The following is a 24770-nucleotide window of genomic DNA, read 5'->3' on the forward strand; positions in this document are numbered from 1 at the left end:
TAGATCGCTGTCTGCGCCGCCACGGCGTCTCCAACCTCAGCGCCCTGATCCCGCAACCGGAAGGCGAAGCCAAGCCGGTCAAAACCTTCAAGGACTACGCACCAGGGTTTGTCCACATCGATGTCAAATACCTGCCGCAGATGCCGGATGCAGCGGCACATCAATACCTGTTTGTCGCCATCGACCGCGCCTCGCGCTGGGTTTATGTCGAAATCCTGCCCGAGAAAACCGCCGCCAACGCCCGCGATTTCCTGCGGCGTCTGGTCGAAAAAGCCCCGTTCACGATTGAGAAGATCCTCACCGACAACGGCAAGGAATTCACTGATCGCTTCTGCGCCACCGGCGAACGTGAACCAACCGGACGCCATCTCTTCGACCAAGGCTGTGCCGATCACAGCATCGAACACCGCCTCACTGCCCCCCGTCATCCGCAGACCAACGGCATGGTCGAACGCTTCAATGGGCGCATTGCCGAGGTGCTCGCTACCACCCGCTTTGATTCCTCCCAGAACCTAGCCGACACCCTCAACGGCTACGTGCGGTTATACAATCATCAGATCCCGCAGAAGGCGCTCGGACACATCGCGCCGATTCAAGCACTCAAGGACTGGCAACAACAATGCCCCGAACGCTTCAAAAAGCGTGTCTATAATCTCGCGGGACTTGACATCTGGGAACGCAGTTTTGAGGCGGTTTTCAATCAAGCTGATAGCGAGATGGGTAATATCAATCCCGATCCAGCGGCGGTTCAGCGCATGGGCAGCATGAATTGCAGTGCCGCAGCCGCAAAATGGATCCAGCACGACATCGCCTTCGTTGCTGCTGGCTTGAATAATGCGCTCTAGCAGCGCACGCGGTTTTTGTGTGGGATAGCCGATGCGTTCTTGGGATTGTGAGTTAATCGGAGAAATATCATCCCATAATACTTGCACTGGCATTCCTTTCGATTCATCTAAATAGCGTTTGAGACGAATTCCGCCTTTGTTGGTGTAATGTAGTCGGTTTTCATCATCTAATCGTTGCATTGTTTCTAGCGGCACGCGCCACAATGATGTTATGTTGTTATATTCATAGGTATAACCGCCGCCTGTGAGTCCTTTAGCGGTTAAGTTGTCGTCCATCCATTTCCGCCCATCGTCATCAGTAAAACGAAATCTTTTAAGATACTCTTCAGAATACGGCAAATAAATCGTGTTCCAAGTATTCGTAGTCGATTTCGTATAAAAGAAAATGCTATCTGTGTTTTTTCCGAAGCGGTTTGCATCATTGTGAGCAGTTGTGCGCTTCCAGATAATTTCATTACGATAATGCTCTTTACCAAATACTGCATCTAGCACAATCTTAAGATAATGACTGGCGGTTGGATCGCAATGCAGATATAAACTCCCAGTTGATTTCAGCACGCGCTGCAATTCTAATAATCGAATCGTCATTGCAGTTAAATAAGCCATCATGTCATTTGCGCCTAAAAATCCGCGCAGTGCTGCCATCAATTTAGCGACATCGGTATTAGGCTGCGACAGCAATTCACCAAATTCGCGCTCGGACTGTTGATCCCAATGCCAAGTATCGGTAAAGGCTTCAATCTGTGCGTCACTGTCCTTGCCGGTCGGTGACTTGAACAAGATATTGTAATTGGCATTAGAATTAAACGGCGGATCAAGATAAATCAGATCAACCGATTCTTCTTTGAGCTGCTCGCGTAAAATATTGAGGTTATCGCCAAAATAGAGGGTATCCATCATAGAGGCACTCGGTTAGCTTAATTTGCTAGTGGTGAAGCTTCAGTTTTGTGACCTTTTTTATTTTAGCAACAGATTAAGCAGTGACGAAGCCGGAGCTTTGTCACCAGAAAATCCTGCTACATACTTTACCCCACCCCCGATTCAGCCAACACCAATGCATTCCGAATCAATCGCCCGCGTGTTATCGCATCCGTGCGCGTAGTGAGCTGACGCTGGGCAATCATGGCATCAATAGTGCGCTCGGCGAGCAACCAATCGGCCTCAGCATGACCAGACGCAAATCCGCGTTGCTCGGCTAAATAATAGGCCGCAACGGCAATCATTGCATGGCGCTCGCTGGCGCTGAGTGAATTAAAATCGTCGCTCATCCGCGTGGTCGAAATTGCTCAGGCCGCAAGCGCGGCGTGAAATAGTCATCGGCGTCATCGAGATCAACCGGCTGTCCTGCTCCATTGACGAGCGGTTGTTCGTAATCTTTCCAGCCGCGCAAGCCGGTTTTTAATGACACCACATTGCTATAACCCAGCACATTCAGCGAATGCGCGGCTAAAATACTGCGATTGCCTGAACGACAGACGACCACGACTTCGCGTTCCCGTGCTTGGACTAATTCAGGAATAGTTTCTTCATAATCCCATTCGCAAGCCGATTCTAAAATGCCACGCGGCACATGAATCGAACCAGCAATGTGCATCGCGGCAAATTCATCTGGTTCGCGGACATCGACGATCAATAATTCAGGATTCGCCTGTAGGCGTTCTTCCAGATCCCAGGGCATGATCTCGCGGACATCGGTCAGGTAATGCTGAATCAGTTCAATAAAGTTTTTCACGGGCGCTTAGGTTCCGGTCTCGGTTAGTTAATGGTGAATATCGCGCCTTAGGATAGCGTAAGCGGGCACATGCGGCCTGTACAATCCGCAATGCGCCCGCAAAAAACGTCGCTCAACGTGCTTTAATTGGAAATACTGCATTCAGCATGCGGCTGATCGCTGAATTCAAAACGCGGCTGGTCAATGAGCTTTTGTATACCCAGCCCTTTTTCGATGTTAATTAAGATCGGGCCGCCGATATTGGCATTCAGTCCTTGAGCCGCTGGTGCGCTGGCATCTTTCCAGACCATCAGCAGCACCATGATTTCGGTTGGATCATCGGCTTGTAATTGCGCCTGTTCCGCATCATCCAGTTCGAGCACATAATTAAGTGCATAGAGACGCGGATCGACGAGGGTAAATTCAACTTCGGCATCTGCTTCGGCACGCAAGCGGAATACATAACCAACTTCGGTTTCCGAGTGCGTTAAGCGATAGGCTGTGAGCGATTCAAACCCAGGAATGCCGGTCGGAAAGGTGACGGTTGCGGGCAGATTGAGTTCCGAGACGGTCGTAGAGTCGTTCATCAAATAGCCTCTTGAGAATAATTGATTAGGTAAAAAAATGCCGCCTGTGGTGTGGCGGACAGGATTGCGGCCCAAATGTTGCTGCCGCTTTGGTGTTCAGCTTTCAGCGCCCAGCTTTGGGCGTGAACGCACTTTAAGCCTACACGAAAATACCGGATGATGGGGTTACCATGCAGAATGCTGCGTGATTCGGCGCTGAATCTGGATCAAGATTGCACTGCAATGAGATGTTGAAATGATGCGACGCAACTGTTTGATTGATCGAGCGCACTTGGTGTGTCTGCTGCTGATGCTGGGGATCGCGCCGATTTTACAGGCGCAGAATGCAACACCCGCGCCGCAACCTGACCCCAATGCTATTCCCGCTGCGACCGATACCTGTTTGAACGGTACGTCCGAAACCACGCCGTCGAGTGATTTTACCCTGCTCGCCGAGGGCGCGGTGGTGCGGCACGAGACGACCCAGCTTGAATGGCAGCGTTGCCCCCTGGGGCTGCGTTGGGATGCCGCCGTGAAGGGGTGTCTGGGGCGTCCGCTCAATCGTGACTGGGAACGCGCCCTAAAAGCCGCATCGAAAGCGCAAGATGGCTGGCGGATGCCGAACGCCGAGGAACTCTTGACTATCGTCGAGAAATGTCGCACCGGGCCGACGGTGAATATTCAGGTTTTTCCCAACACGCCGACCAGTAACTTTTGGTCAACGTCGCTGGATAGCAGCGGCAGTAATCGTGTTTGGGCAGTGAGTTTTTTTAGTGGCCGCGCCTTTCGCACCAGCAAAATTCAGGGCGGCAGTGTCCGGTTGGTGCGCGGTACCCTGAACCGGCAACCGCCAGCCGACGGCGTCGCGCCAGGTGCGCCGCGCTAATTTCGGGCGCACGGTGGCGCTACCAGGGGCGATATTCCAGCCCGGAGATGTGCTCGCGCTCAAACACCTTCGGCAGGGCAAGCAGGAACGCCTTGAGCGCCTCGCCCGCGAGATAACAGCCATAAGAGGCTTTGGCGGCATCGACTGGCAATTCCACCCAGTAACGCTGTTCAGCCGGTTCGTAGAGAATTTGCAACACGGTTTCCTGCGCATCAATCAAACCGAGATAATCATCCTCAGTTTGTAACCGTGGCACCAGTTGTTCGGTGATGGCTTTGGCGCTCATCTCCACGGCACTGGCCGAGGAAATGGCTTCACCAGACCGGGCAAAGAGATAAAAGACGCGATAGTGCATAATGGGCGAGTTCGCTATCCAGTGGAAACTAGAAACGCCGTGATCGCTCCGGGGCCGCCAGTGTGGGCGTGCTATGATGACCCGCGCTGCCCCGCACGGTTGGGGGTGAGCCGTTCAAAACGCTTAATTATACCCCTGATTGCCGATCCAAACACTGCTCCGCTATCCGGCCCGCACGCTCATCATCTACGTTCACGCGCTTGGTGTTATGCCCCGCCCGCTGCCGACCACTGCTGAATCTGCCGCGAAGGATTTTCGCGCCCGTGTTTTTAAACCGGCTGAAGGAATTTTTTTATTTCATCCGCGGGCGCTCGAACGCTTAGTCGCCGAGCATCTTGAACCCTTTGGCTGCACGGGTTCTATTCCCAGCCTGAACTATCACGTCATGTCGCGTGAGGATTTTCTCAGCGCACTCGAATATGAAAATCCCGAAGCACTGGTTGTGATTGAAGGATTAAGCCTGCCCGACTATGTGATTTTACTGCCGATTCCATTGGATTTTCCCGAAGATCACGCCGGTTTTATTCGCTTATTACGCGATTATTGGGCACGCCGCTTTGAGGGCGAAATTGCACGGGCTTGGCAATTAGCACGCGATCAAGAATCAGCTACAACATCGCTTAATGATACCGCACCCAATTATGCGGCACAATTTCGGGCGCTTATTGGTGAGATCGCATTTGACGAAATACGCGATATTCTTACCCGCGATGGCGTACTTCCACTTGGACTAGGTGAGAGTTGGGTCTGCCGCGCTTTTGTCGCGTTAGTGATTCGCCTGCGCTATTTCAGCCCCGGCGCACGCGGTTATGTCTTTCCGGCAATTCAGGATTGGCGTGCGCTGGATGCTTGGATTTGTAATAGCGGCTTGACACTGCCGCCGCCGAGTCTTGATGGCCCGCTGCCGCCGCTGCTGGCCGCTGCCCGCCCCGATCCACAATGCGGATATCCAACACGCCTCCCGCGCTTGCCTTCGGGCTTTCCCTACAGCAAATCAGATGCGGATTTGCTCATACATCGTGCCGCCCGCGCCGCCAAAGCTGAGGCGCTCGCCGCCGCACCGCATACACCAAACGCACTCAAAGCGCCGCCGCCTGCCGCGCATCCAGTCGAACACACGCTGGCACAATGCTTGGCAGTATTTGCGCCCGCATCAGTCAGCACCGCGCCGCACCGCTGGCAACGGCTGCGGGCCTGGACGTTCGAGCGTATCGCCGTGTTACTCACGCCGCTGTTGAGTCTGCTTGCTCGCTATTGGCCAGAATATTGCTCTCCACCGCCGTTACGTGTGCTCTGCGTGGCGCTCTTTACTCGTGCTGTGCGCCGCGCCCAGCATGCCGAACGCGCTGCCGTCCAGCTCGTTCAGCTCGCCCGTGCTCGCCAGCGGTTGATTCGCATTGCCTCGGCAAATGCCAACGCCGAGCGTGCGCAACAGGTGTTAATGTGCCTCGAACAGCGACAGCAAGCCGCTGCCGATACGCTGGCGCAACGCTTGACGGCGCACTGGACACTTACGCCCGGCATGGCGCGTGAATTAAAAGCCCTGCTCCAATGTTTAGCGGCAGCTATTTTCACACGTGAGCGATTAGCCCTAAGTTTATTTAAAGATTTAGAGCGCGTTTGGATTGAAAGTCACGCGACTTATTATCAATTAAATCTACTCAGTTGGCTGCACGCACGCGGACAGCTTCCGGTGCGGCAATTATTGCCATTTCAAGCCGATTTAAAAGCCCTCCGCGCCCTCGATACCGCACAGAATCGTTTAGAACGACTCGGCTGGCCAGTAGAAGAAGTTGAACGCTTTAGCCGACCTTTAAGCGCCTTATCTGGACGCATCACCGAGCATTTAGAACGTCAACTCAAACCGCATCTGAAAAACGCACTGGAAACCGCCGGATTTACCCCGCGCACGCATCGCGAAGAAGTCGCTTTTAATAAATTGCTCCGCGAACTGCTAGATGTCATCGAACGGCGGCGACATCTGAAATTCACTGACATGCGCGATATTGTGGCGCGTAATTTACTGCGCCTCCCTGATTTAACGTTTGACGAATGGCATAGTGGCGATCAACTCGCCCGTTTTGATCGCAGTGCTCAACAGGCATTATTTGGGCTATACCGTCCGGGTGAGTTCTATATTAAAGGTTTGCAACGACTCGCTGCGCCACTATTTGGCACGCCACAAGGTCGCCGTTTATTGCGGCATGTGATTATTCCGGCTGGTTTAGCCTTTCTTGGCTTGAAAACATTAGATGTCTTAATTGGCATTCTGCCGACATTAGAGGCGACCTTTCATTTAACCAGTCTTTGGCTCATTATTGGATTAGGCATTGCAATCAATGCGCTGGCCTATACTCGCGCTGGACGCTTAGGGGCGCGGGTCTTGTTGCGTACACTATGGTGGATGTTACGACTGTTGTTATTTGATGGTTTGCGGCGCTTAATGCGCTGGCATCCGGTGCGAAAATTGCTCGAAACCGAATGGGTGCGCAGTTTAGATCGGCATATCTTGCGCCCGTTTTTAAGCGGCACGCTGCTGATGTTGCCGGTTATTGGCGTGGCGAGTTTAATCGAAGGGCATTTAATAGAATTAAATCTTTCGCTGGCCGCCTTGACACTGGCATTAGGTGTGTTGATGCGTAATACCCCCGGCGGACGGCGCATACTTGATGACCTTGTGAGCGCAAGCGGGCAATTCTTGCGCCGCCTGAATCAAACGCTGGTGATTGGATTGATTCAGGAATTGATGCTGTTTTTCAAAGAAGTTACGCGCCGCTTTCAACAGGGATTACATCGCATTGAAGAGCGTTTAAGTCATCATCTTGGTGAATCCTGGATTGCCTTAACGCTCAAAGCGATTCTCGTACCGCTGTGGCGGGTACTGGAGTGGGTGATTCAGTTTTATGTGACGGTGTTAGTCGAGCCGCAAATTAACCCGATTAAGCATTTTCCACTGGTGACAATTGCGCATAAAATCATGTTACCATTTTTGCCGTTTATTACGTCACTGATGGTCGAAATGCTAGAACCGGTGCTGCCAAAATGGATTGCGATTCCATTTGTGACGCTGACAGTATTATTATTGCCTGGGTTGGCAGGTTTTTTAGTGTGGGAATTAAAAGAAAACTGGAAAATTTATACAATAAATCATTCGCCAACAGGGAATGAAATGGATGTGAAGCCTGGATTATATGCAGTGCGCCGCGAGCAATTTGCATTCGTTCCAGTTGAACCGGCTATTATTGGCTCACATGGTGAAACCTTGCGCGGTTTTTTACGGCGCGGTTTTCATAGTGGCACCTTGCCGAAATCATTTGATCGACTGCGCCGCGTGATGCGTCAGCAGTTTGATGATAGTCGCGTGACGCCGCAACGCTTGCGCGAAGCACAGCGGCATGTATCAGAGATTGAGCGCATGGTTGCGGTCTTTTGTGATCGTGAATTGGCTTATGCGCTGCGGCGTCATTGCCAAGATCCCAATTGTGCGTTGATGAGCGTCTGGACGCGCCGCCCGCGTTTAGCGACCACTTCATTTGAATTAACGCTGGATTTACGGCTCAAGCCGCCACTTGAACACGCACGTATTGAATTGCGGTTGTGTATCTGTTTGCGTGAGCCAGCATTGCGTTTAACAGTGACAATGCACGGGAATCGTGAATTGCTGGGTGTGGCCTGTCGTGAGCGTATTCGTGAGGATATTCGCGTATTCGGAGCGCGTGCGGGGGCAACAGATCTGGTGTTGGATTTGGGGTGAGTGATTGGTTCAGCTACCAGCTTTCAATAGGTAGCACACATGCTTATTATCAATAACGGAATTTTCATCAATGTTAGACTCATATCGTTTATTCAATCGTTTACTCATTTTTTTAGCTATTATCCTCATGATTACTGCCTGTGCTCCCGTTTATCGCACAGTTTATGATTACAGTCCACCACAAGACGCTAGTGGTAGACAATGCCTGAATCATTGCCTACACATGCGAGCGATGTGTCGCGTCGCTGCTGAACAACAGGCTAATCAAGAACGCATGATTTGTCAGCAGCAAATAGCATTTAATTATGCAATGTGTATTGCTGCTGCAAAAGTAGATGCCGCGCATGTGTCATGCTCGGTTAATACATATTGCGGCGACCGTCAACCCGATACAAGTCAGTGCCAAGCTGAATATAATCTGTGCTATCAAAATTGTGGCGGCATGGTTAAGGGTCGGCAAGTCTGCGTTGCATTTTGTCAATAACATTGCTTATTTTTAAGCCTAAACTGAGAATTGAGAGTGATGACCCAAGCATTGATTCAGGACATTCACGAGATCGCTGATGGCATTTATTGTATCGAAACCGGATTGTATCGCCCCGGACTCGCTGCCGCTTATTTGGTACGTTCGGGTCAGCAACTTGCGTTAATTGATACTGGCCCAGCTAAAGCAGCGCCACTGTTGCTTGCTGCGATCCGTGCGCTTGATTTAACTCCAGAACAGGTCACGTATGTGATGCCGACGCATGTGCATCTCGATCATGCGGGAGCGGCTGGTCATTTAATGGCTGAATGCCCGAATGCACAACTGATTGCGCATCCCAAAGGCGCACCGCATCTGATTGATCCGAGTAAATTAATTGCCGGTGCGACGGCTGTATATGGTGCAGTGTATTTTGAGCGCGATTTTGGCGCACCGCTACCAATTCCTGCCGAACGCGTTTTAATTGCTGAAGATGGGCAGACGTTTGATCTCAATGGGCGCACGCTGACCTTTATTGATACGCCCGGACACGCGAATCATCATGGCTGTATCTTCGACCAGCAAACGCACGGCATATTTAGTGGCGATACCTTTGGCATCGCTTACCGTGAGTTTAATACCGCGCACGGCCCAATGCTCTTTGCCCCGACCACGCCGGTTGCTTTTGAGCCAGATATTTGGTTAGCGAGTTTGGATAAATTGATGACCTATGCGCCACAGGCGATGTATTTGACGCATTATGGACGGCTCGATCAACCTGCGGCACAGGTTGCGATCTTGCGTCAGAGCATTCGTGATTTAGCGGAATTAGCAATCCGCGCAGCGCACCAGCCGGAAGCAGAACAGCAACAGCGGATTGAAAACGCTCTCCGCGCCTATTTTATTCAGCGAGCGCGAGTGCATGGGGTGGAGCTGGATGACGAGCATATTTATTCATTACTGAGCGTTGATATTGAACTCAACGCTCAGGGATTAGCGGTTTGGCTCAAACGGCGGAATGAGCGTGAGCTATCAGCTTCCAGCGTTCAGCCGCCAGCATAATAATGCTGGAAGCTGGTGGTTGATAGCTGGCAGCTCTATATTCACCCATCGGCATTGATCCGCGCAATCAATTCGCCTAATACCTGCTCGGCACGATCATTTTCAACCTGACAGGTGCCCGCTGCTTGATGACCGCCGCCGCCGTATTCGAGCATCAATTCACCGACATTGGTTTGTGAACTCCGGTCAAAAATGGATTTGCCGGTTGCAAAAACGGTGTTTTGCTGTTTAACACCCCAAAGAACGTGAATTGAGATATTGCACTGCGGAAAGAGTGCGTAAATGATGAAGCGATTGCCGGCCCAGATGGTTGCTTCGTGGCGTAAATCTAGCACCACTAAATTATTGTGAACGGTTGCACAGCGCAAAATCTGTTCTTTGCAGCGATTTTCGTGCTCAAAATAGAGTTCAACGCGCTCGCGGACATCGGGTAATGCGAGAATTTGGTCGATGTCGTGATTTTTGCAATAGTCGATGAGATCCATCATCAAGTTATAATTCGAGATGCGGAATTCACGGAAACGCCCTAATCCAGTGCGGGCATCCATTAAGAAATTCAGCAGCACCCAGCCAGTCGGATGTAAGACTTCTTCTTGATCGAATTGGGCCGAATCGCCTTTATCGACCGCTTCCATCATGTCGCCCCAAGCGGCCGGAAAGACATCAAAGCCGCCATAATAGCGCCAGACGACGCGCGCGGCTGACGGGGCTTCGGCATCAATAATATGATTATCATGTTGCCCAGTGCGTAGCGTTTCGGACAAATGATGATCGAATGCGATATGCACGCCTTCGACATAGGGTAAATTGGTCGTGATGTCGCGGCTGGTAATCGCGATTTTGCCATCCTGCATATCTTTTGGATGGACAAACATAATTTCATCAATCAAATCCAGATGCTTCAGAAGCACTGCGCATACCAGACCGTCAAAATCGCTACGGGTGACTAAGCGGAATTTAGATACATGTTCAGACATTGAAAGCTCTCCAGCTAGATACAAATGACGGTCGAATTGGTGCGCCGAATAAGGTCACATCAATCGTCGTGAAACTGTTCACGTAAGGCGCGAATATTGGGCATCAGACGTAGAAAAATTGGCACCAAATCTGGGTCAAAATGCGTGCCAGCTTGTTGGCTGATAAAGGTTACGGCTTCTGCTTCTGACCAACCGCGTTTGTATGGACGTGCGGAGGTGAGCGCGTCGTATACATCACAGATTGCCGCAATACGCCCAACGAGTGGAATAGCTGTGCCAGCTAAACCGTGCGGATAACCGCTGCCGTCCCATTTTTCGTGGTGGGTTAATGCGAGCGTGGCGGCTAACTGCAATAATTCAGATTCGCCGCTGGCAAGAATATTGACACCAATCACGGTATGTTCCTGCATCAGCTTAAATTCTTCCGGCGTGAGTTTGCCAGGTTTGAGCAAGATGTGATCAGCAATGCCGATTTTGCCAATATCGTGCATGGGTGCGGCATAGAGTAAATTGTCACAAAGCGCGGGATCACAACCAGCAGCATCGGCTAATAATTGACAGGCGCGACTCATGCGCCGTACATGGTTGCCGGTTTCGTTATCGCGGTATTCGGCGGCTAATCCAAGACGTTGGACAATTTCTAATTGCGTGAAGCGAATTTTTTCGGTGCGTTCGCGGACTAAATCTTCGAGTTCATCGGTACGGCGGCGTTGACGTTGATAAAAATACCGCATTTCGAGCATATTGCGGATGCGATACATGACTTCCCAGGGTTCAAAGGGTTTGCCGATGAAATCTTTGGCACCGAGTGCTAAGGCTCGTTGGCGCGTTTTTGCATCCGTGTGCGCAGTGAGAATAATGACGGGCAAATAGTCATCAGCCATCTGGGTGCGTAATATCTCCATAACTTCAAAGCCATCAAGATAGGGCATCCGAATATCAAGCAGAATTAAATCAAATTCCCAGTCTTCACATAGGGTTTGAACTTTGCGCGGATCGGTAATACCGACAAAATTTTCAAATTCATCTTCTTGGAGAATGACTTCAAGCAGCGCGATATTGGCTGGATTGTCATCGACAATTAAAATGCGTGACTGGCGAATAGCGGTTTCGAGGCTTGAATAGGTCATCGGTTTACATTCGGTCTCTATGTTCTGGAGTGAGTGCGACAGACTCAAATCACATCGGTAGCCGGGCGCGTCAAGGGCCATTCAATCCAGAATGTGCTTCCCTGGCCTAAAACGCTGTCAACGCCAATCTGTCCACCGAGTCGCGCCATGCGTTCACGCGCCAGCGCCAGCCCAATGCCCATGCCGGCAATCGCGGCTTGATCGGCCTGAAGGCGGTTGAAGGGTTCAAAAATCGCTTCGTAATCTTGAGCGGCAATGCCGGGGCCGGTGTCGTGGACTTCCAGCCGTTGGCGTTGATTAGCCACTGGCCGCCAGGTGAGTTGCACGCGCCCGCCATCGTGATTGTATTGGATCGCGTTGGAAAGCAGATGTCGTAGGACTTGCCGAAAACGCTGATGATCGATGCGTAGGCAGACTGCTGCGCCAGCGGGTTGATAGTGCAGCGTAATGCTGCGCTCGTTGGCGTGATCGCTGAGTTCGGCGAGACAATCGTGTACCACATCATCGAGCGCGATGGGTTCAACGATGGGTGGCGACGATTCAGATTGCGCTTCGACCAGCTCCAAGATGCCGTCGATCAATTCTAAGAGATGTCGCCCGCTGTTTTCGATGTAGTGCAGTTGGTCAGCTTGGCGTTCAGATAATGGTTCACGGCGACTGTGCGCGAGCACCTGGGCAAAGCCGAGAATGGCATTGAGTGGCGTGCGCAGTTCATGCGTCATGCGGGCGAGAAAGGCGGATTTGGCCTGATTAGCTTGCGTACTGGCGTCCTGAAGCTGGCGGCGCTCGGTGACATCTTGCGCCACACCGAGCATTTTGAGCGGGGTGCCATCGGCGGCGCGGATGACGTTGCCGCGTTCATGCAGCCAGCGTAGCTCGCCGTTGGGCCAGAGTACGCGATGTTCGATATCGTAATCTTGATTTTGTTCGAGACAGGCGCGGATGGCCTGTTGGACGGCTTCACGATCATCGGGATAAATCGCGGCTAAAAACAGTGCATAAGACGGCTGAATACTGAGGTCGTCATAACCAAACATTGGCGCGATGCGCTCTGACCAATACAGCGTACCGCTGGCAATATCCCATTCCCAAGAGCCGATTTTGGCAAAGGTTTGACTGCGTTGCAGCCGTGCTTCGAGTTCACGCAGCTCGCGGATTTGTTGCGCTAACTGTGCCTCATAGGTTTGACGCTCGGCAATATCACGCACCACTGAGACATAGCGGGCGGGCTGATTCGTTGGCGCGAGATACTGCATAAAAATCTCGACCGGAATATCGTGTCCGTCGCGGTGACGGTGACGGGTTTCAAAACGCAGTTCTGACAGCTCGCCGCGCTGCAATGGCCCGACGAGCGCACGAAAATGTGCTTCATCGAAATCCGGTTTGAAATCAAACGGGCGCATGGTTAACAGCGTTGCTGCATTATAGCCAAGCTGTTTCACTGCGCTCTGATTGACATAGGTGAGGCGCAAGGTGTCAGGATCGAACGTCAAGACACTATCACGCACCTGATCGAGCGTGGTTTTGAGATGACAGGGGCAGGGGGATGGTGGCGGCGGTGGAGAGCGGTGACGGCGCAGGCGCTGGAGTACACGCTGCAACCGTTTTGGCACACGCCGAAGAGACACCGGCGGCCAAATACTTAGCATATAATGACCTGCTCGCTACACAGTTGGCGTATCAGTGATGTGTGATAGAACACAGAATGCTGCATAACGAGATCCGGTCAGTGCGTGACAACAGGACAGGTGCATGATGGTCTGCAAACCGTCAATTTTGATTGTTGACGATCAACTCGACAACCAGAAGTTCTTAGTCAACTTGTTGAAACCAGACTATCGTGTACTGATTGCTGCCGATGGTATCGTTGCACTGGATTTATTGCGAACGCCACCGGAACCGGATCTGATTTTGCTGGATATTATGATGCCGATTATGGATGGCTACGAAACCTGCCAGCGCATCAAGCAGCAACCACGTCTCGCCCAGATTCCGATTATTTTTCTCACTGCGAAAATCGACACCGATAGCGAAACCCGGAGTTTTGAGCTAGGCGCGGTCGATTATGTCAGTAAACCGATCAATCCGCCGGTGTTACGTGCGCGTATCCGTGCGCAACTGGCGCTGGCGACCCAGATGCGACGTGCATGCGCTGAACGCGACCGTTCACAACAGCTTGTCGCGCAAGTTAGCAGCGAACGTGATGCTATTGAAACCCTTGCGCAGCAGCTACAAGCGGAGATTGCCGAGCATGAGCGCACGGAATTAGCCCTACGTGCCAGTCAAGCGCGATTTGAACGCCTCACGCAAACGCTCAAAGATCGGCTGCTCTTTTTCAGTCGCACGCTGGAAGGCGAGTTGCTCTATCTAAGCGAAGGGGCAAACAGTTTCGGCATCGGCCCGGCGGAGCAGGCGATTGGGTGTATCTGGCCGAATCTGCTGCCGGCGCTGATACCGAATCTGGATGCGGTGGTGATGTCAGAACACCTCAACGCAACGACGAATATCGTGCAATACGAGCTGACCTATCGACCGAGCGACGGACGACAACGCCATCTGCTCATTCACGAATATCGCGTTCAGGATCACATCCAGCGACGCGAGCTGATTGAAGGCTTGGCGCTCGATGTAACCGAACAGTGGGCACTGGAACAGGTCAAAGAAGATGTGCAGCGCATCATGCGCCACGATCTCAAAGGGCCACTCAACGCGATGATTGCGCTGCCGAGTTTAATCCTCAATGACGACAGCCTAAGCCAGAAATCGCGCAAATATGTTGGCATGATCGAGGAATCCGGTCGGCAAATGTACGACATGATCGAGCTATCGCTGGATCTATTCAAAATGGAAACTGGCCACTATCACTATTTTGCTCAATCCATCGACATCCTCGTCGTACTGCAGCGCTTACAGCAGTTTGCTGAAGTACGCTTACGTGACAAAACCCTCACAGTCCAGATGCGGCTTGATGGGCGGTCGTGTGCGGAATCGGAAGAATTATGGGCTACTGCTGATGATCGGCTGCTATTTTCGCTGCTCTCGAATTTATGGATCAACGCAATTGAAGCCTCACCTGATGGCGCAACCATTGAGCTTGAACTTCAGCGCCAAGCGACAACAGTCGAACTAACACTCCGCAATCGCGGCACCGTGCCCGAAGTGATCCGCGACCATTTCTTTGAAAAATACCGCACCCACGGCAAACGCGGCGGAACCGGATTAGGCACCTACTCAGCCAAGCTTATGGCTGACACGATGGGCCTTAGCTTAAGCATGGAAACCTCACCGCTTGAGAATTGGACATGCCTGCGGCTAACGCTACCGGTATTAGCGTGAAACAGCGGCGACCGTGGTGGGCACCTACGCTCACATTCCCACTCAGAATTTTCAGCTTTTTCAGCGTTTTCAGTTTATTCAGCGCATTCAGCGTCACCTTATTGATACCGACGCCTACACACGCAGCCACTGCAACAGACTCAGCCCTCGAACCCGTCTCACTCCAACTACCCTGGAAACATCAATTCGAGTTTGCTGGATTTTATGCCGCCCTTGCACAAGGGTTTTATCGTGAACGCGGACTAGCGGTTGAACTCCGTGAGTATCAGCCAGGACTTGATCAACGCACAACCGTCTTAACTGGTGCCGCTACCTTTGGCCTAACCAATGGTCAAGTCATCGAATGGCGGTTACGTGGCGAGCCGGTCATCTTACTTGCCAACTACTTTAAAAAACCGCCCCTCGTACTCCTAGCCCGCTCAGGCTTACATCGCTTCGCTGATTTACGCGGGCGGCGCTTAATGGCTGACAGCGACGATTTGCAATCGCCATTAATGAAAGCGGCACTCCGTGACGCGGGTTTAATTCCGGGCGAAACCCTGACCATTGTGCCGCAAACCTTCGATGCTGGGCCGCTGATTCGCGGCGACATCGACGCTATGACTGCTTTTATCACCAATGACCCCTTTGATCTGGAAAACAAAGGCATTCCCTTTCAAGTCATCGAAATCGGCGGCGCTGTACCTGGATTAGGCGACAGTTATTTATTCACAGCCGAAACCCTGACACACACACACCCGAAATTGATCCGTGATTTCATTGCCGCGAGTCATGCTGGTTGGGCCTATGCCCTTGCGCATGTTGATGAACTCATTGAGCTGATTCACACCCAATACGCACCCCAGCGTAGTCGCGCCGCCTTACGCTATGAAGCCGACCGCACCCGCGAACTCATGCAGCCACAACTGCGACCGATTGGCGCGGTGTCGCCATCCTGTATCGAACATGTCGCGCAGCATTTATTAGAAATTGGCGTTCCTGGCCAAGCACAGTCTTTAAAAGGGTTTTTATCAACAGCGGCTATACTGACCTCCGCGACGCCGACGCAACCACCCACCACAACACAATCAGCGGAAACTGCGCTGTCCGCCGCCGACTTACACCTCAGCGCCGCGCAACGCGCTTGGCTCGCCGCGCACCCGGTCATCCGCTACACCCAATGGCAAGACCGCGCCCCGATTGAATACCACGACGCCAGCGGAGCGCCTGCTGGCATCAGTCAAGACTATCTCACGCAGGTGGCCGACGCCCTCAATCTCCAGCTCGACTATGTTCCAACAGCAAGCTGGACAGTGGCCCTCAATAAACTGCGCTCCGGTGAAATTGATTTACTCCCAACAGCGGCTATCACTGCCGAACGCCGCAATTATCTGGCCTTCACCCAGCCGTATTTAAATCTACCGGTGGCGATTTTTGCGCCGATCAACGCGCCCTTTTATGGCGATCTGGACGCATTACGCGGGCAACCCGTAGCAGTTATTGCTAGCGCAGCAACCGAAGAATGGCTACGCCGCGATCATCCAGAATTAAAATTAGTTACTGTGTCCGATAGTGCTGCTGGATTACGCACATTAGAACGCCGACAGACTGTTGCGTTTGTTGATAGTTTGCTCACCGCCAGTCACCTTATTGGCCGCGATCCCTCACTGCGTCAACGCATGGCTGGCAATACCCCCTATCGCTTTGCTCTCGGCATGGCGGTGCGGCGCGAACTCGCCCCCTTAGCTGACATCCTCAACCAAGCGTTAAACACCATCAGTACTGAAGAACGCGAAGCCATTGAGCAGCGTTGGATGCAAACTCCTCCCCGCATCCAGACGGATTACACACTACTTTGGCAAGTATCGGGATTTTTGATTGTCATCATCGCCAGCATTCTGTATTGGAACTGCCGCTTGACGCTGACCCAAGCGGCGCTGCAAGTCAGCCATGCTCGCTATGATGATCTGGTGCGCCTAATTCCGGTTGGACTATTCACTGCCTACCATCACGCCGATGGACGCGAAGCGATTGAATATCTCAGCCCCAAAGCGGCTAGTTTGCTGGCTATCGAGCACACCGACCCGCAATCACTTGCTGACTGTGATCCCCTATTCGTGCGCGTCCATCCTACCGATCAGGCGGATTTGTGGCGGCACCGACACATGGCGATCAGCCAGCGCCAAGATTGTTGTTGGGAAGGGCGAATGCTCATTAACGATGAAACGCGCTGGTTTCGCCTCGAAGCCATTGCTGAACCGCAGACCGATGGTTCCTGCCGCTGGCAAGGCGTCATCAGTGACATCAGCGCCCAAAAACAGGCTGAAGCGGCATTGATTCAAGCGCGTCAAGCTGCCGATACCGCCAACCGCGCCAAAAGCGATTTTTTAGCCAATATGAGCCATGAAATTCGCACACCGATGAATGCCGTGCTGGGCATGATGTATTTATGTCTCAATACGGAATTAGATGCTGCGCAACGTCATTATCTTGAACAAGCGCAACGGGCAGCGAAAACGCTGCTGGCGCTGCTCAATGATATTCTGGATTTTTCTAAAATCGAATCCGGTTATTTACAGCTCGAACACGCGCCCTTTTTATTATCCGGCGTGCTCGATAATTTGCGCGTGGTCGTCAGCCGCAAAGCTGTGGATTCGGGATTAGCCTTGCACTTTGATGCGGATCCAGCAATTCCCGATGCGCTCTGTGGCGATGCGATGCGCTTGGGTCAGGTGCTAATTAATCTCACGGATAATGCAATTAAATTCACGGCGCACGGGCAAATTTGCGTGCGCGTGACCTGCGAACAGCAAGACGCCGAGGGCGTGCGCCTCTGCTTTGCGGTTGAAGATAGCGGAATTGGCTTGAGTGACGAACAGATGACGGGATTATTCCAACCATTTCAACAAGCCGACACCTCAATTACGCGCCGCTATGGTGGCACCGGCTTGGGCTTGTCAATCTGCAAATGCTTGGTTGATCTGTTGGGCGGCACAATCAGCGTCAGCAGCCGCTTAGGGGTAGGCAGCACGTTTCGGTTTAGTGTTCGGCTGGCCTATGCGCCGGCTGATTGGGCGCTGGCCCCGCCCGCGCCCTTTGTCTCGGCTGAGGCGCTGGTCGGACAGCGGGTGTTGATTGTCGAAGATAGCGCGGTCAATCGCCAACTGCTGCGCCTGATGCTCGAACGCGCTGGGCTGGTGATTACTGAGGTGACTGATGGCTGCGAGGCGTTGCAGCGGCTCGAACAGGAAGGCGTCGGCGCTTGGGATGTGATTTTGATGGATATTCAAATGCCGGAACTCGACGGATTGGCAGCAACACGCCTGATTCGCGCCCGTTCCGATGGGGCTAGCGTGCCGATTATTGGCCTGAGCGCCCGCGCCCAATTGGAAGATAGCCGCGAGGCGCTGGCGGCTGGGATGAACGCTTATCTCACCAAACCCATTGATCTGGGACAACTATTTGGCCAGCTTCAGCGATGGCTTGCCCCGGCGTTCACCACGCCCACGCTTGAGGCACCGCCGCTGATGACGCCGGATAGTCCAGCCAGCCCCGAAGCGATTGCGACCGCTCGCCCGCATCTTGCGACGTTGCTGGCGCTGGCGCGGGTCGGGGATGTCGAAGCTGAAGAGTATTTTCGCATCCAGCGCAACACGCTGGCGGCTGCTCTACCGAGCGACACGCTCACCCTGCTTGCGCGGCATATCGATCACTATCGTTTTGCGGAAGCGGTCACAGTACTCGAACAGTGGCTCCAGATTTGGCATGATACCGACGAATCATCTGAGCCATCAAACACCCTGCCGCTCTAATGATACGAGGCGATTGTTTTCATCAATTCCGGCGCGAAAATAGCCATGCACGCCGGCATTAGACACAAAACGCCGTAAATTGATAGCAGGCAATGAGAGGGTGCACCCATCTTGCGCCCGCACCACCACTCGCGCCGCTGCGCCCTGGTAATAACGCAGATATTCGGCTCGCGGAATACTGAGACTGAAATAAAAGTAGCGCATGGTGAATTTAGCTTCCAGCGATCAGCTACCAGCTATTAGCTTTAATACGCTGCGCTGGTGGCTCACTTAAAAAATGCCTCGACGGAAAACCCCTCACTCTGCAAAATATTGCGCAAATGGCGCAACGCTTCGGTTTGAATTTGCCGCACCCGCTCGCGGGTGACGCCTAATTCACGCGATACGCTTTCTAATGTCGCATTTTCATAACCATGCAATCCAAAGCGGCGCTCGATTACTTCGCGTTGTTTATCGGTGAGCAGACTCAACCAATGCTCAATATTGACGTGAATTCCATCTTCCTGAAGATGCTGAGTCGGATCGTTAGCACCGTCATCTTGCAGAGTATCGAGTAGCGGTTTTTCTGCATCCTTGCCGTAGGGTGTATCGACTGAGGTAATGCGCTCGTTGAGGCCAAACAAGCGTTTGACATCATTAACTGGGCGGTCGAGTAATTGCGCAATATCTTCAGTTGTTGGATCACGATCTAAATATTGACGTAATTGACGTGCTGCACGCAGATAAAGATTGATTTCTTTGAGCACATGAATCGGTAAGCGCACGGTGCGCGTTTGATTCATAATTGCCCGCTCAATCGTCTGGCGAATCCACCAGGTCGCATAGGTCGAAAAGCGGAATCCGCGTTCGGGATCGAATTTTTCAACCGCTCGAATCAGTCCGAGATTCCCTTCTTCGATTAAATCCAGTAATGGCAAGCCGCGATTGAGATAGCGCCGCGCAATTTTAACCACCAGCCGCAGATTACTCACAATCATCTGTTGCCGCGCTGCTGCATCACCCGTCAACGCCAACCGAGCGTAATGTACCTCTTCCTCGGCGCTCAATAATGGCGAATCACCGATAGCGTGCAAATACATCCGTGTCGCATCGAAATCAGCTTCAAGCGACTCGATCAATCGCGCTTCGGTGATTTCTGAGACCGTATCATCGATCAGCTTTAATTCATCTGAGTTCGATTGATTTATCTCATCAGCAGCGAGTAAATCGGCTTCGGTATCGATTTCATCAGGGGGTAGATCTGTCGATTCGCTTGCTAAATCGGACAGGTCTTCAAGGGTCTCGCGGTTTTTGGCGCTCGACATCCAATTCCTCCGGCGCACACGGGAGAATGCGTAATCAGCTATCAGCCGCCAGCAATAATGTTATGTGTTTAATAAACAACCCCGCTGGATATAGCGGGGTGATGTTTTGAATATATTGAGACAGGATTAACAGGATTGTTCAGGATTTTCAAATTTAAAAATCTTGTTAATCTTGAACAATCCTGTTAATCCTGTCTAATTTTTTATAGAAAATGTTTTGCAACGCACGCAGCCCACTCAAACCGCATGTAAGGCGCACAACACCACATTCCAAGCGTCATAAAATGCCACGATCAGTGCGCCAGATCGCGTATCCTCCCCGATTGTAACTGAAAGGTACGTGATTTATCCCGTTCCTGACGCTCCCCATCGATAGCAAACGAGCCGCCATGCACACACCGCCCCTTATCCTGCGCAAAGATCAGGAACGCCGCCTGCTCGCCGGTCATTGCTGGATTTACAGCAACGAAATCGACACCCATGCGACCCCTTTGAAATCACTCGAACCCGGCCAGCCGGTCGAGATTTTTAGCCAAAGCAAACGCTGGATCGGCTACGGTTATGCTAATCCACATTCGCTCATCTGCGCCCGCTTGGTCAGCCGTGAGCGGGCGCACCCACTGACCCCAACGTTTTGGCTGCAACGCTTACATGAAGCACTGGCCTTGCGCGAACGGCTTTATAGCGCCCCATTTTATCGGCTTGTATTTGGCGAAAGCGATGGTCTACCTGGGCTGATTGTTGACCGTTATGGCGACCGGCTTGCCGTACAGATCACAACTGCTGGTATGGAACGGGTGCGCGGTGAAATTCTGGCCGCACTGGAGCAAGTGCTACGCCCGACGGCAATTGTGCTACGCAACGATACAGCGGTGCGGGAATTAGAAGGCTTGGCAACCAGCGTCGAAACCCTGCTCGATACCACAGATGCTGACTGGACACTGACCGAACAGGGGTTGGAATTTGCTATCGACCCGCTGCATGGCCAAAAAACCGGCTGGTTTTTCGATCAAGCCGAAAACCGCGCCCGACTCGCTCGCTATGGGGTCGGCGAACGGGTGCTCGATGTCTGTAGCTATGTCGGGGCTTGGGGACTACGCGCCGCCGCGCTTGGCGCGACTGAAGTCACCTGCGTCGATACCTCGGCGACGGCGCTCGAACGACTCACAGCCAATGCCGAACGCAATGGACTCGCGGCGCGGGTGCGCACCCATCAGGGCGATGCGTTTGAAGTTTTGCGCGAACTGCGCGAACAGGGGCGACGCTTCGACACCGTGTTGCTCGATCCACCGGCATTCATCAAGCGGCGCAAAGATGAAAAAGACGGCACCGCCGCCTATCAGCGCCTCAATCGCTTGGGATTAGACCTGCTCGAACCAGGCGGACTGCTCGTTACTTCTTCGTGCTCATTTCACATGAGCCGCGAAGGATTTCAGCGCATCGTGCTCCAAGCTGGTCAACGCGCCGACCGTCGATTACAACTGCTCGAAATCGGCCAACAGGGGCCGGATCATCCGGTACATCCGGCAATTGCCGAAACCGCCTATCTCAAAACGCTCTTTGTGCGTGCGCTGCCTGCCGCCTAAGCCAGACACGATCAATCACCGCAAGCGCCCAACTGCTGGGCGCTGAAAGCTGGTCGCTGACCGCTCAAAGCTGGCACACAACCTGCTTTGCACGCGCCAAGCGCGGCCTAGTGATGCCAACCGCTCCAGCCAGTTCCAGCTAAACTTTGCACCCGCTTTCAACCCACTCCAGCCCGATTTCGATCAGCTAACGATGAACGCCATGCCCGTCCACTCATTGCACTCAGCTTGCGCGGCGCTGTCTGCCTGTGCCACCACCCGCCGCACCCGTCTCGGCCTTACCCTGATGCTCGCCGGAATCCTGACACTCGGCGGCTGTTCTAGCCAACCGCAGTCAAAAACCACCCGCGCTACGGGGCCGGTTGATACGGTGGTTGTCAAAAAATCCAAGCGCCAACTGGAACTTCTCAGTCGCGGTCAGGTGGTGCGTCAATATCGCGTCGCCCTCGGTTCGGCACCGGTCGGACACAAATACCGCGAAGGCGATCAGCGCACCCCCGAAGGCCGTTACAGCCTCAACTGGCGCAATCCCAAGAGCAATTTTTACAAATCCCTGCACATTTCCTACCCCAGCGAGCAGGATCGCGCCGTCAGCCGTCAGCTCGGTTATAACGATCCGGGTGGGATGATTATGATTCACGGTCTGCCGAACTACATCCAATCACCGAATCTGCGTCAACAATACGCGAATCGGGATTGGACAGAAGGCTGTATCGCCGTGCAAAACCACGAAATGGATGAGATTTGGAGTCTGGTCAAGGACGGCACGCCGATTCACATCATGCCCTGATGACCTGTCCGGTGCGTCCGTCACGAATCAGCGACGGACGCGCCGCCCCGCTACACGCCCCGCCTAACACATAATCCGGCGGCGTCTCCAGCGCCAACCGCACCCGCAGACTGGTACGCGCCGCTGGGCGCTGCGCTTGATTGGCGCTAGTCGAAACAATCGCCCCACCATAAGCGCGACAGAGTGCAGCGGCCAACGGATGCGCCGTTACCCGCACCGCCAGCGTCGCAAAACGCCCCGTCAACCACAGCGGCGTTGTTGCACGCGCTGGCAACAGCCAAGTATGCGGCCCGGGCCAAGTCGCCAAAATCGCCTGCTGGCGCCCGACAGCGAGCGGTTCGACAAAGGGCGCAAGCTGCTCAGGACTGGCCGCCAACACAATCAACCCCTTCAATATCGACCGCCGCTTCATCGCCAACAACCGCGCAACCGCCTGTGCATTCCAGGGATCGCACCCGAGACCATACACAGCTTCAGTCGGATACGCGACTATCCCGCCCTGCCGCAACACCTGCACCGCCCGCCGTAATCGCTGTTGTGAACACGCCATCAACGCTGAATTACCTGAATACGCAAAGCCTGATAATGAACGTGCATTGCTGGAAGCTGGCCGCTGATAGCCAAAATTCAACTTTTTCGCTGCCGCGCAACACTCAATCCGAAATTCGCCTGCTGCACAAAATGCTGAAAATTCTGAAAACTCTCGGTATCAAGCGGACGTTGACTCAAACCACGATCCGCAATAAATAACCCGATGCCTTTTTGATTGATCAAAATCGGCGCGACCATAAAGGCAACATTGCCAATCTGCGCGACTAATTCCGCTGGCACTAAATTTGGATTCCGCCGCCGTTCCATCAATGTAACTAAATGCGCCTGTTTAGTATCCAACGCATCAAATAAAATATTCGAGCTTTTTTCTGGGCGTTTGCAGCGCAAGGATTTTGTTTTGCCATTCTCGTCGGTAAAACCAATCATATATTTTGAATTGATAAATTGCTTATCCGGTGTCGTCAGCGCAAAAATCACGCGATCCATACCCACACCGCGATAAATCCCCTCTAATACCAACTCCATAATGACGCTAAAATCACAGTTTGCGCTATCAATCGCCTGCCCAAGTTCACGTAAGATACTTAATTGCAAATGCGGATCGGGCTGCGGATAAGCGGAAATTTCTGGATCGGCGTCGTATTCAGCCCCCGTTTCAACAGCAACTAACGGCGCTGCCGCTATCGCATCATCAGCGATAGTGCTCTGATTATTCGTAACCGACGGATCCGTAAATACACTATCAACACAGCAATGCTCTTCGCCAGGCAGCGGAATACGCTTGGCCGCACCCGATGCGCCACACTCCCGCGCCATCGTTGCCGCCTCAGTTGCCTTGCGCTGTAATAGCTCTCGCGCTTCCGCTTCAGTTATGTCCAGCAATTCCGCACTGCGCTGCACCCAGTGCGTCATCTCATCGGATTCCCAACCAAATTCAGTTGCACAATGCGCAATATGCTGACCTAAACGCAGTGTCTGCAATCGATCATCTTGGCGCATCGGATGATCAATCGCCTCTTGTAATAAATCAGTCAAGCGCCATTCGTGAATTAAGCGCCGCGTGAGTGCTGATAATTGAAAACCGAGAATTTTTTCTTGCGCAATTTCCGGTGTCTGACCCGTTTGCATCAACTGCTCAACGCGGTCGCAATATTCATTACCAAAACACCAAAACGCTAATTCACCGATACGATATAGCAGCGTAGCAATAAAGACTTCTTCTGGTGAGCGATCCCCTGATGCCACTGCTAAGGCACGCGCCTGAGTTGCCGCATGAAGCGCATGAGCTAATTCCCGCTCTAAGCGGACTTTTGCTTGTCCATGCAGTAGCGTTTCAACCAACACTAATGTTAAACATAACTCACGCACGACATTAAATCCCAGCACAATCACAGCACGGGTCACGGTGCTAATTGTCGTCGTGCTTGGATTATATAAAACAGAATTAGCTAAACGCAGCAAGCGGGCAGTAAGTGCTGCATCTTGCAAAATAATATTCGCCAATGCTGAAGCCGGAGCGCGATCATCTTCAGCAATCAGCAAAATACGATGCACAGTTTGCTCAAAAATTGGCATTTTATGGTCACGAATAACCTCAAGCCAATTTTCCAAACTCGAATAGGTCACAGTTGCAGTAGCGGATGTCGTATTCAAAGCGGTATA

19 protein-coding genes and 2 pseudogenes are annotated in these 24770 nt (G+C 52.6%); 9 read left to right on the top strand and 12 right to left on the bottom strand.

Translation table 11 applies throughout. The annotated features are described in order from the left end of the window. Nucleotides 1-668 (top strand): annotated as a pseudogene (locus BLW10_RS08240) (DDE-type integrase/transposase/recombinase); the annotation flags it as partial. 90 nt (nt 669-758) lie between these two features. Here the strand turns inward: BLW10_RS08240 and BLW10_RS14530 are convergent. The 4 genes and pseudogenes from BLW10_RS14530 to fliW all read right to left on the bottom strand — a co-directional run. Further along, a pseudogene (locus BLW10_RS14530) lies at nt 759-1745 on the bottom strand (site-specific DNA-methyltransferase); the annotation flags it as partial. A gap of 125 nt (nt 1746-1870) precedes the next feature. Continuing rightward, nucleotides 1871-2113, bottom strand: a complete 243-nt coding sequence (locus BLW10_RS08250; RefSeq protein WP_091333816.1) for a DUF2934 domain-containing protein — start codon at nt 2111-2113, stop codon at nt 1871-1873. Further along, entirely contained in the window at nt 2110-2577 is a 468-nt protein-coding gene (locus tag BLW10_RS08255; RefSeq protein ID WP_091333817.1) for a rhodanese-like domain-containing protein, read from the bottom strand. Before BLW10_RS08255 ends, BLW10_RS08250 begins: the two co-directional genes overlap by 4 nt. Before the next feature lie 122 nt (nt 2578-2699). Beyond that, a complete protein-coding gene (fliW, locus tag BLW10_RS08260) occupies nt 2700-3143 on the bottom strand; it encodes a flagellar assembly protein FliW (RefSeq protein WP_091333819.1) in 444 nt (147 codons plus the stop codon). Between the two features lie 235 nt (nt 3144-3378). On the opposite strand from fliW, the gene BLW10_RS08265 reads away from it, so the two are divergent. Continuing rightward, entirely contained in the window at nt 3379-4008 is a 630-nt protein-coding gene (locus tag BLW10_RS08265; protein WP_245709225.1) for an Lcl C-terminal domain-containing protein, read from the top strand. Nucleotides 4009-4027: 19 nt separating this feature from the next. Here the strand turns inward: BLW10_RS08265 and BLW10_RS08270 are convergent, their stop codons facing one another. Continuing rightward, complete coding sequence (locus BLW10_RS08270) at nt 4028-4363, bottom strand: hypothetical protein (RefSeq protein ID WP_091333820.1); 336 nt, start codon at nt 4361-4363, stop codon at nt 4028-4030. Nucleotides 4364-4571: 208 nt separating this feature from the next. Between BLW10_RS08270 and BLW10_RS08275 the strand changes: the two genes are divergently transcribed. The 3 genes from BLW10_RS08275 (at nt 4572) to BLW10_RS08285 (ending at nt 9642) form a co-directional block, all read left to right on the top strand. Next, nucleotides 4572-8117, top strand: a complete 3546-nt coding sequence (locus tag BLW10_RS08275; protein ID WP_091333859.1) for a hypothetical protein — start codon at nt 4572-4574, stop codon at nt 8115-8117. 70 nt (nt 8118-8187) lie between these two features. After that, nucleotides 8188-8601, top strand: a complete 414-nt coding sequence (locus tag BLW10_RS13775; RefSeq protein WP_143117040.1) for a hypothetical protein — start codon at nt 8188-8190, stop codon at nt 8599-8601. Between the two features lie 39 nt (nt 8602-8640). Further along, on the top strand, nt 8641-9642 hold the full coding sequence (locus tag BLW10_RS08285) for an MBL fold metallo-hydrolase (RefSeq protein ID WP_091333824.1): 1002 nt from the start codon (nt 8641-8643) through the stop codon (nt 9640-9642). A 41-nt stretch (nt 9643-9683) separates the two neighbouring features. On the opposite strand, the gene BLW10_RS08290 is transcribed toward BLW10_RS08285, so the two are convergent. From BLW10_RS08290 to BLW10_RS08300, 3 genes are read right to left on the bottom strand one after another with little or no spacing between them, the layout of a single operon-like run. Next, nucleotides 9684-10619 carry an exopolyphosphatase gene (locus BLW10_RS08290; protein WP_091333826.1) on the bottom strand — a complete coding sequence of 312 codons (936 nt, stop codon included), beginning with the start codon at nt 10617-10619 and terminating at the stop codon, nt 9684-9686. A 59-nt stretch (nt 10620-10678) separates the two neighbouring features. After that, nucleotides 10679-11749 carry an HD domain-containing phosphohydrolase gene (locus tag BLW10_RS08295; protein ID WP_091333827.1) on the bottom strand — a complete coding sequence of 357 codons (1071 nt, stop codon included), beginning with the start codon at nt 11747-11749 and terminating at the stop codon, nt 10679-10681. A gap of 44 nt (nt 11750-11793) precedes the next feature. Further along, entirely contained in the window at nt 11794-13398 is a 1605-nt protein-coding gene (locus BLW10_RS08300) for a sensor histidine kinase (protein ID WP_091333829.1), read from the bottom strand. A gap of 103 nt (nt 13399-13501) precedes the next feature. On the opposite strand from BLW10_RS08300, the gene BLW10_RS08305 reads away from it, so the two are divergent. Beyond that, complete coding sequence (locus BLW10_RS08305; protein ID WP_245709236.1) at nt 13502-15085, top strand: hybrid sensor histidine kinase/response regulator; 1584 nt, start codon at nt 13502-13504, stop codon at nt 15083-15085. 101 nt (nt 15086-15186) lie between these two features. After that, the gene (locus BLW10_RS08310) at nt 15187-18876 is read left to right on the top strand and encodes an ABC transporter substrate-binding protein (RefSeq protein ID WP_177169022.1); all 3690 of its coding nucleotides are present in this window, start codon (nt 15187-15189) and stop codon (nt 18874-18876) included. On the opposite strand, the gene BLW10_RS08315 is transcribed toward BLW10_RS08310, so the two are convergent. Both BLW10_RS08315 and rpoS read right to left on the bottom strand, forming a co-directional pair. Next, on the bottom strand, nt 18856-19080 hold the full coding sequence (locus tag BLW10_RS08315; protein ID WP_091333832.1) for a DUF2835 domain-containing protein: 225 nt from the start codon (nt 19078-19080) through the stop codon (nt 18856-18858). The two genes, BLW10_RS08310 and BLW10_RS08315, sit on opposite strands and share 21 nt — an antisense overlap. 62 nt (nt 19081-19142) lie before the next feature. Beyond that, the gene (rpoS, locus tag BLW10_RS08320) at nt 19143-20180 is read right to left on the bottom strand and encodes an RNA polymerase sigma factor RpoS (RefSeq protein WP_091333833.1); all 1038 of its coding nucleotides are present in this window, start codon (nt 20178-20180) and stop codon (nt 19143-19145) included. Nucleotides 20181-20569: 389 nt separating this feature from the next. Between rpoS and BLW10_RS08325 the strand changes: the two genes are divergently transcribed. Both BLW10_RS08325 and BLW10_RS08330 read left to right on the top strand, forming a co-directional pair. Then, nucleotides 20570-21766: a class I SAM-dependent rRNA methyltransferase gene (locus BLW10_RS08325; protein WP_091333835.1), complete on the top strand. Its 1197-nt coding sequence runs from the start codon at nt 20570-20572 to the stop codon at nt 21764-21766. Nucleotides 21767-21968: 202 nt separating this feature from the next. After that, complete coding sequence (locus BLW10_RS08330; RefSeq protein WP_177169023.1) at nt 21969-22556, top strand: L,D-transpeptidase family protein; 588 nt, start codon at nt 21969-21971, stop codon at nt 22554-22556. Here the strand turns inward: BLW10_RS08330 and tsaC are convergent. Together tsaC and BLW10_RS08340 are read right to left on the bottom strand one after the other, a co-directional pair. Further along, a complete protein-coding gene (gene tsaC, locus BLW10_RS08335) occupies nt 22546-23106 on the bottom strand; it encodes an L-threonylcarbamoyladenylate synthase type 1 TsaC (RefSeq protein ID WP_091333864.1) in 561 nt (186 codons plus the stop codon). The two genes, BLW10_RS08330 and tsaC, sit on opposite strands and share 11 nt — an antisense overlap. A gap of 77 nt (nt 23107-23183) precedes the next feature. Continuing rightward, the gene (locus BLW10_RS08340; protein ID WP_245709238.1) at nt 23184-24761 is read right to left on the bottom strand and encodes an HDOD domain-containing protein; all 1578 of its coding nucleotides are present in this window, start codon (nt 24759-24761) and stop codon (nt 23184-23186) included. Nucleotides 24762-24770: the final 9 nt, after the last annotated feature.

Source organism: Allochromatium warmingii, from assembly GCF_900107145.1.
GTDB classification, from domain to species: Bacteria; Pseudomonadota; Gammaproteobacteria; order Chromatiales; family Chromatiaceae; genus Thermochromatium; species Thermochromatium warmingii.

Coding starts and splice junctions, on each gene's coding strand:
- BLW10_RS13775 (WP_143117040.1), top strand. CDS start 8,188: ATGTTAGACTCATATCGTTTATTCAATCGTTTACTCATTTTTTTAGCT.
- BLW10_RS08290 (WP_091333826.1), bottom strand. CDS start 10,619: ATGTCTGAACATGTATCTAAATTCCGCTTAGTCACCCGTAGCGATTTT.
- BLW10_RS08265 (WP_245709225.1), top strand. CDS start 3,379: ATGATGCGACGCAACTGTTTGATTGATCGAGCGCACTTGGTGTGTCTG.
- BLW10_RS08270 (WP_091333820.1), bottom strand. CDS start 4,363: ATGCACTATCGCGTCTTTTATCTCTTTGCCCGGTCTGGTGAAGCCATT.
- BLW10_RS08295 (WP_091333827.1), bottom strand. CDS start 11,749: ATGACCTATTCAAGCCTCGAAACCGCTATTCGCCAGTCACGCATTTTA.
- BLW10_RS08330 (WP_177169023.1), top strand. CDS start 21,969: ATGCCCGTCCACTCATTGCACTCAGCTTGCGCGGCGCTGTCTGCCTGT.
- BLW10_RS08300 (WP_091333829.1), bottom strand. CDS start 13,398: ATGCTAAGTATTTGGCCGCCGGTGTCTCTTCGGCGTGTGCCAAAACGG.
- BLW10_RS08305 (WP_245709236.1), top strand. CDS start 13,502: ATGATGGTCTGCAAACCGTCAATTTTGATTGTTGACGATCAACTCGAC.
- tsaC (WP_091333864.1), bottom strand. CDS start 23,106: ATGGCGTGTTCACAACAGCGATTACGGCGGGCGGTGCAGGTGTTGCGG.
- fliW (WP_091333819.1), bottom strand. CDS start 3,143: ATGAACGACTCTACGACCGTCTCGGAACTCAATCTGCCCGCAACCGTC.
- rpoS (WP_091333833.1), bottom strand. CDS start 20,180: ATGTCGAGCGCCAAAAACCGCGAGACCCTTGAAGACCTGTCCGATTTA.
- BLW10_RS08315 (WP_091333832.1), bottom strand. CDS start 19,080: ATGCGCTACTTTTATTTCAGTCTCAGTATTCCGCGAGCCGAATATCTG.
- BLW10_RS08250 (WP_091333816.1), bottom strand. CDS start 2,113: ATGAGCGACGATTTTAATTCACTCAGCGCCAGCGAGCGCCATGCAATG.
- BLW10_RS08275 (WP_091333859.1), top strand. CDS start 4,572: ATGCCCCGCCCGCTGCCGACCACTGCTGAATCTGCCGCGAAGGATTTT.
- BLW10_RS08285 (WP_091333824.1), top strand. CDS start 8,641: ATGACCCAAGCATTGATTCAGGACATTCACGAGATCGCTGATGGCATT.
- BLW10_RS08325 (WP_091333835.1), top strand. CDS start 20,570: ATGCACACACCGCCCCTTATCCTGCGCAAAGATCAGGAACGCCGCCTG.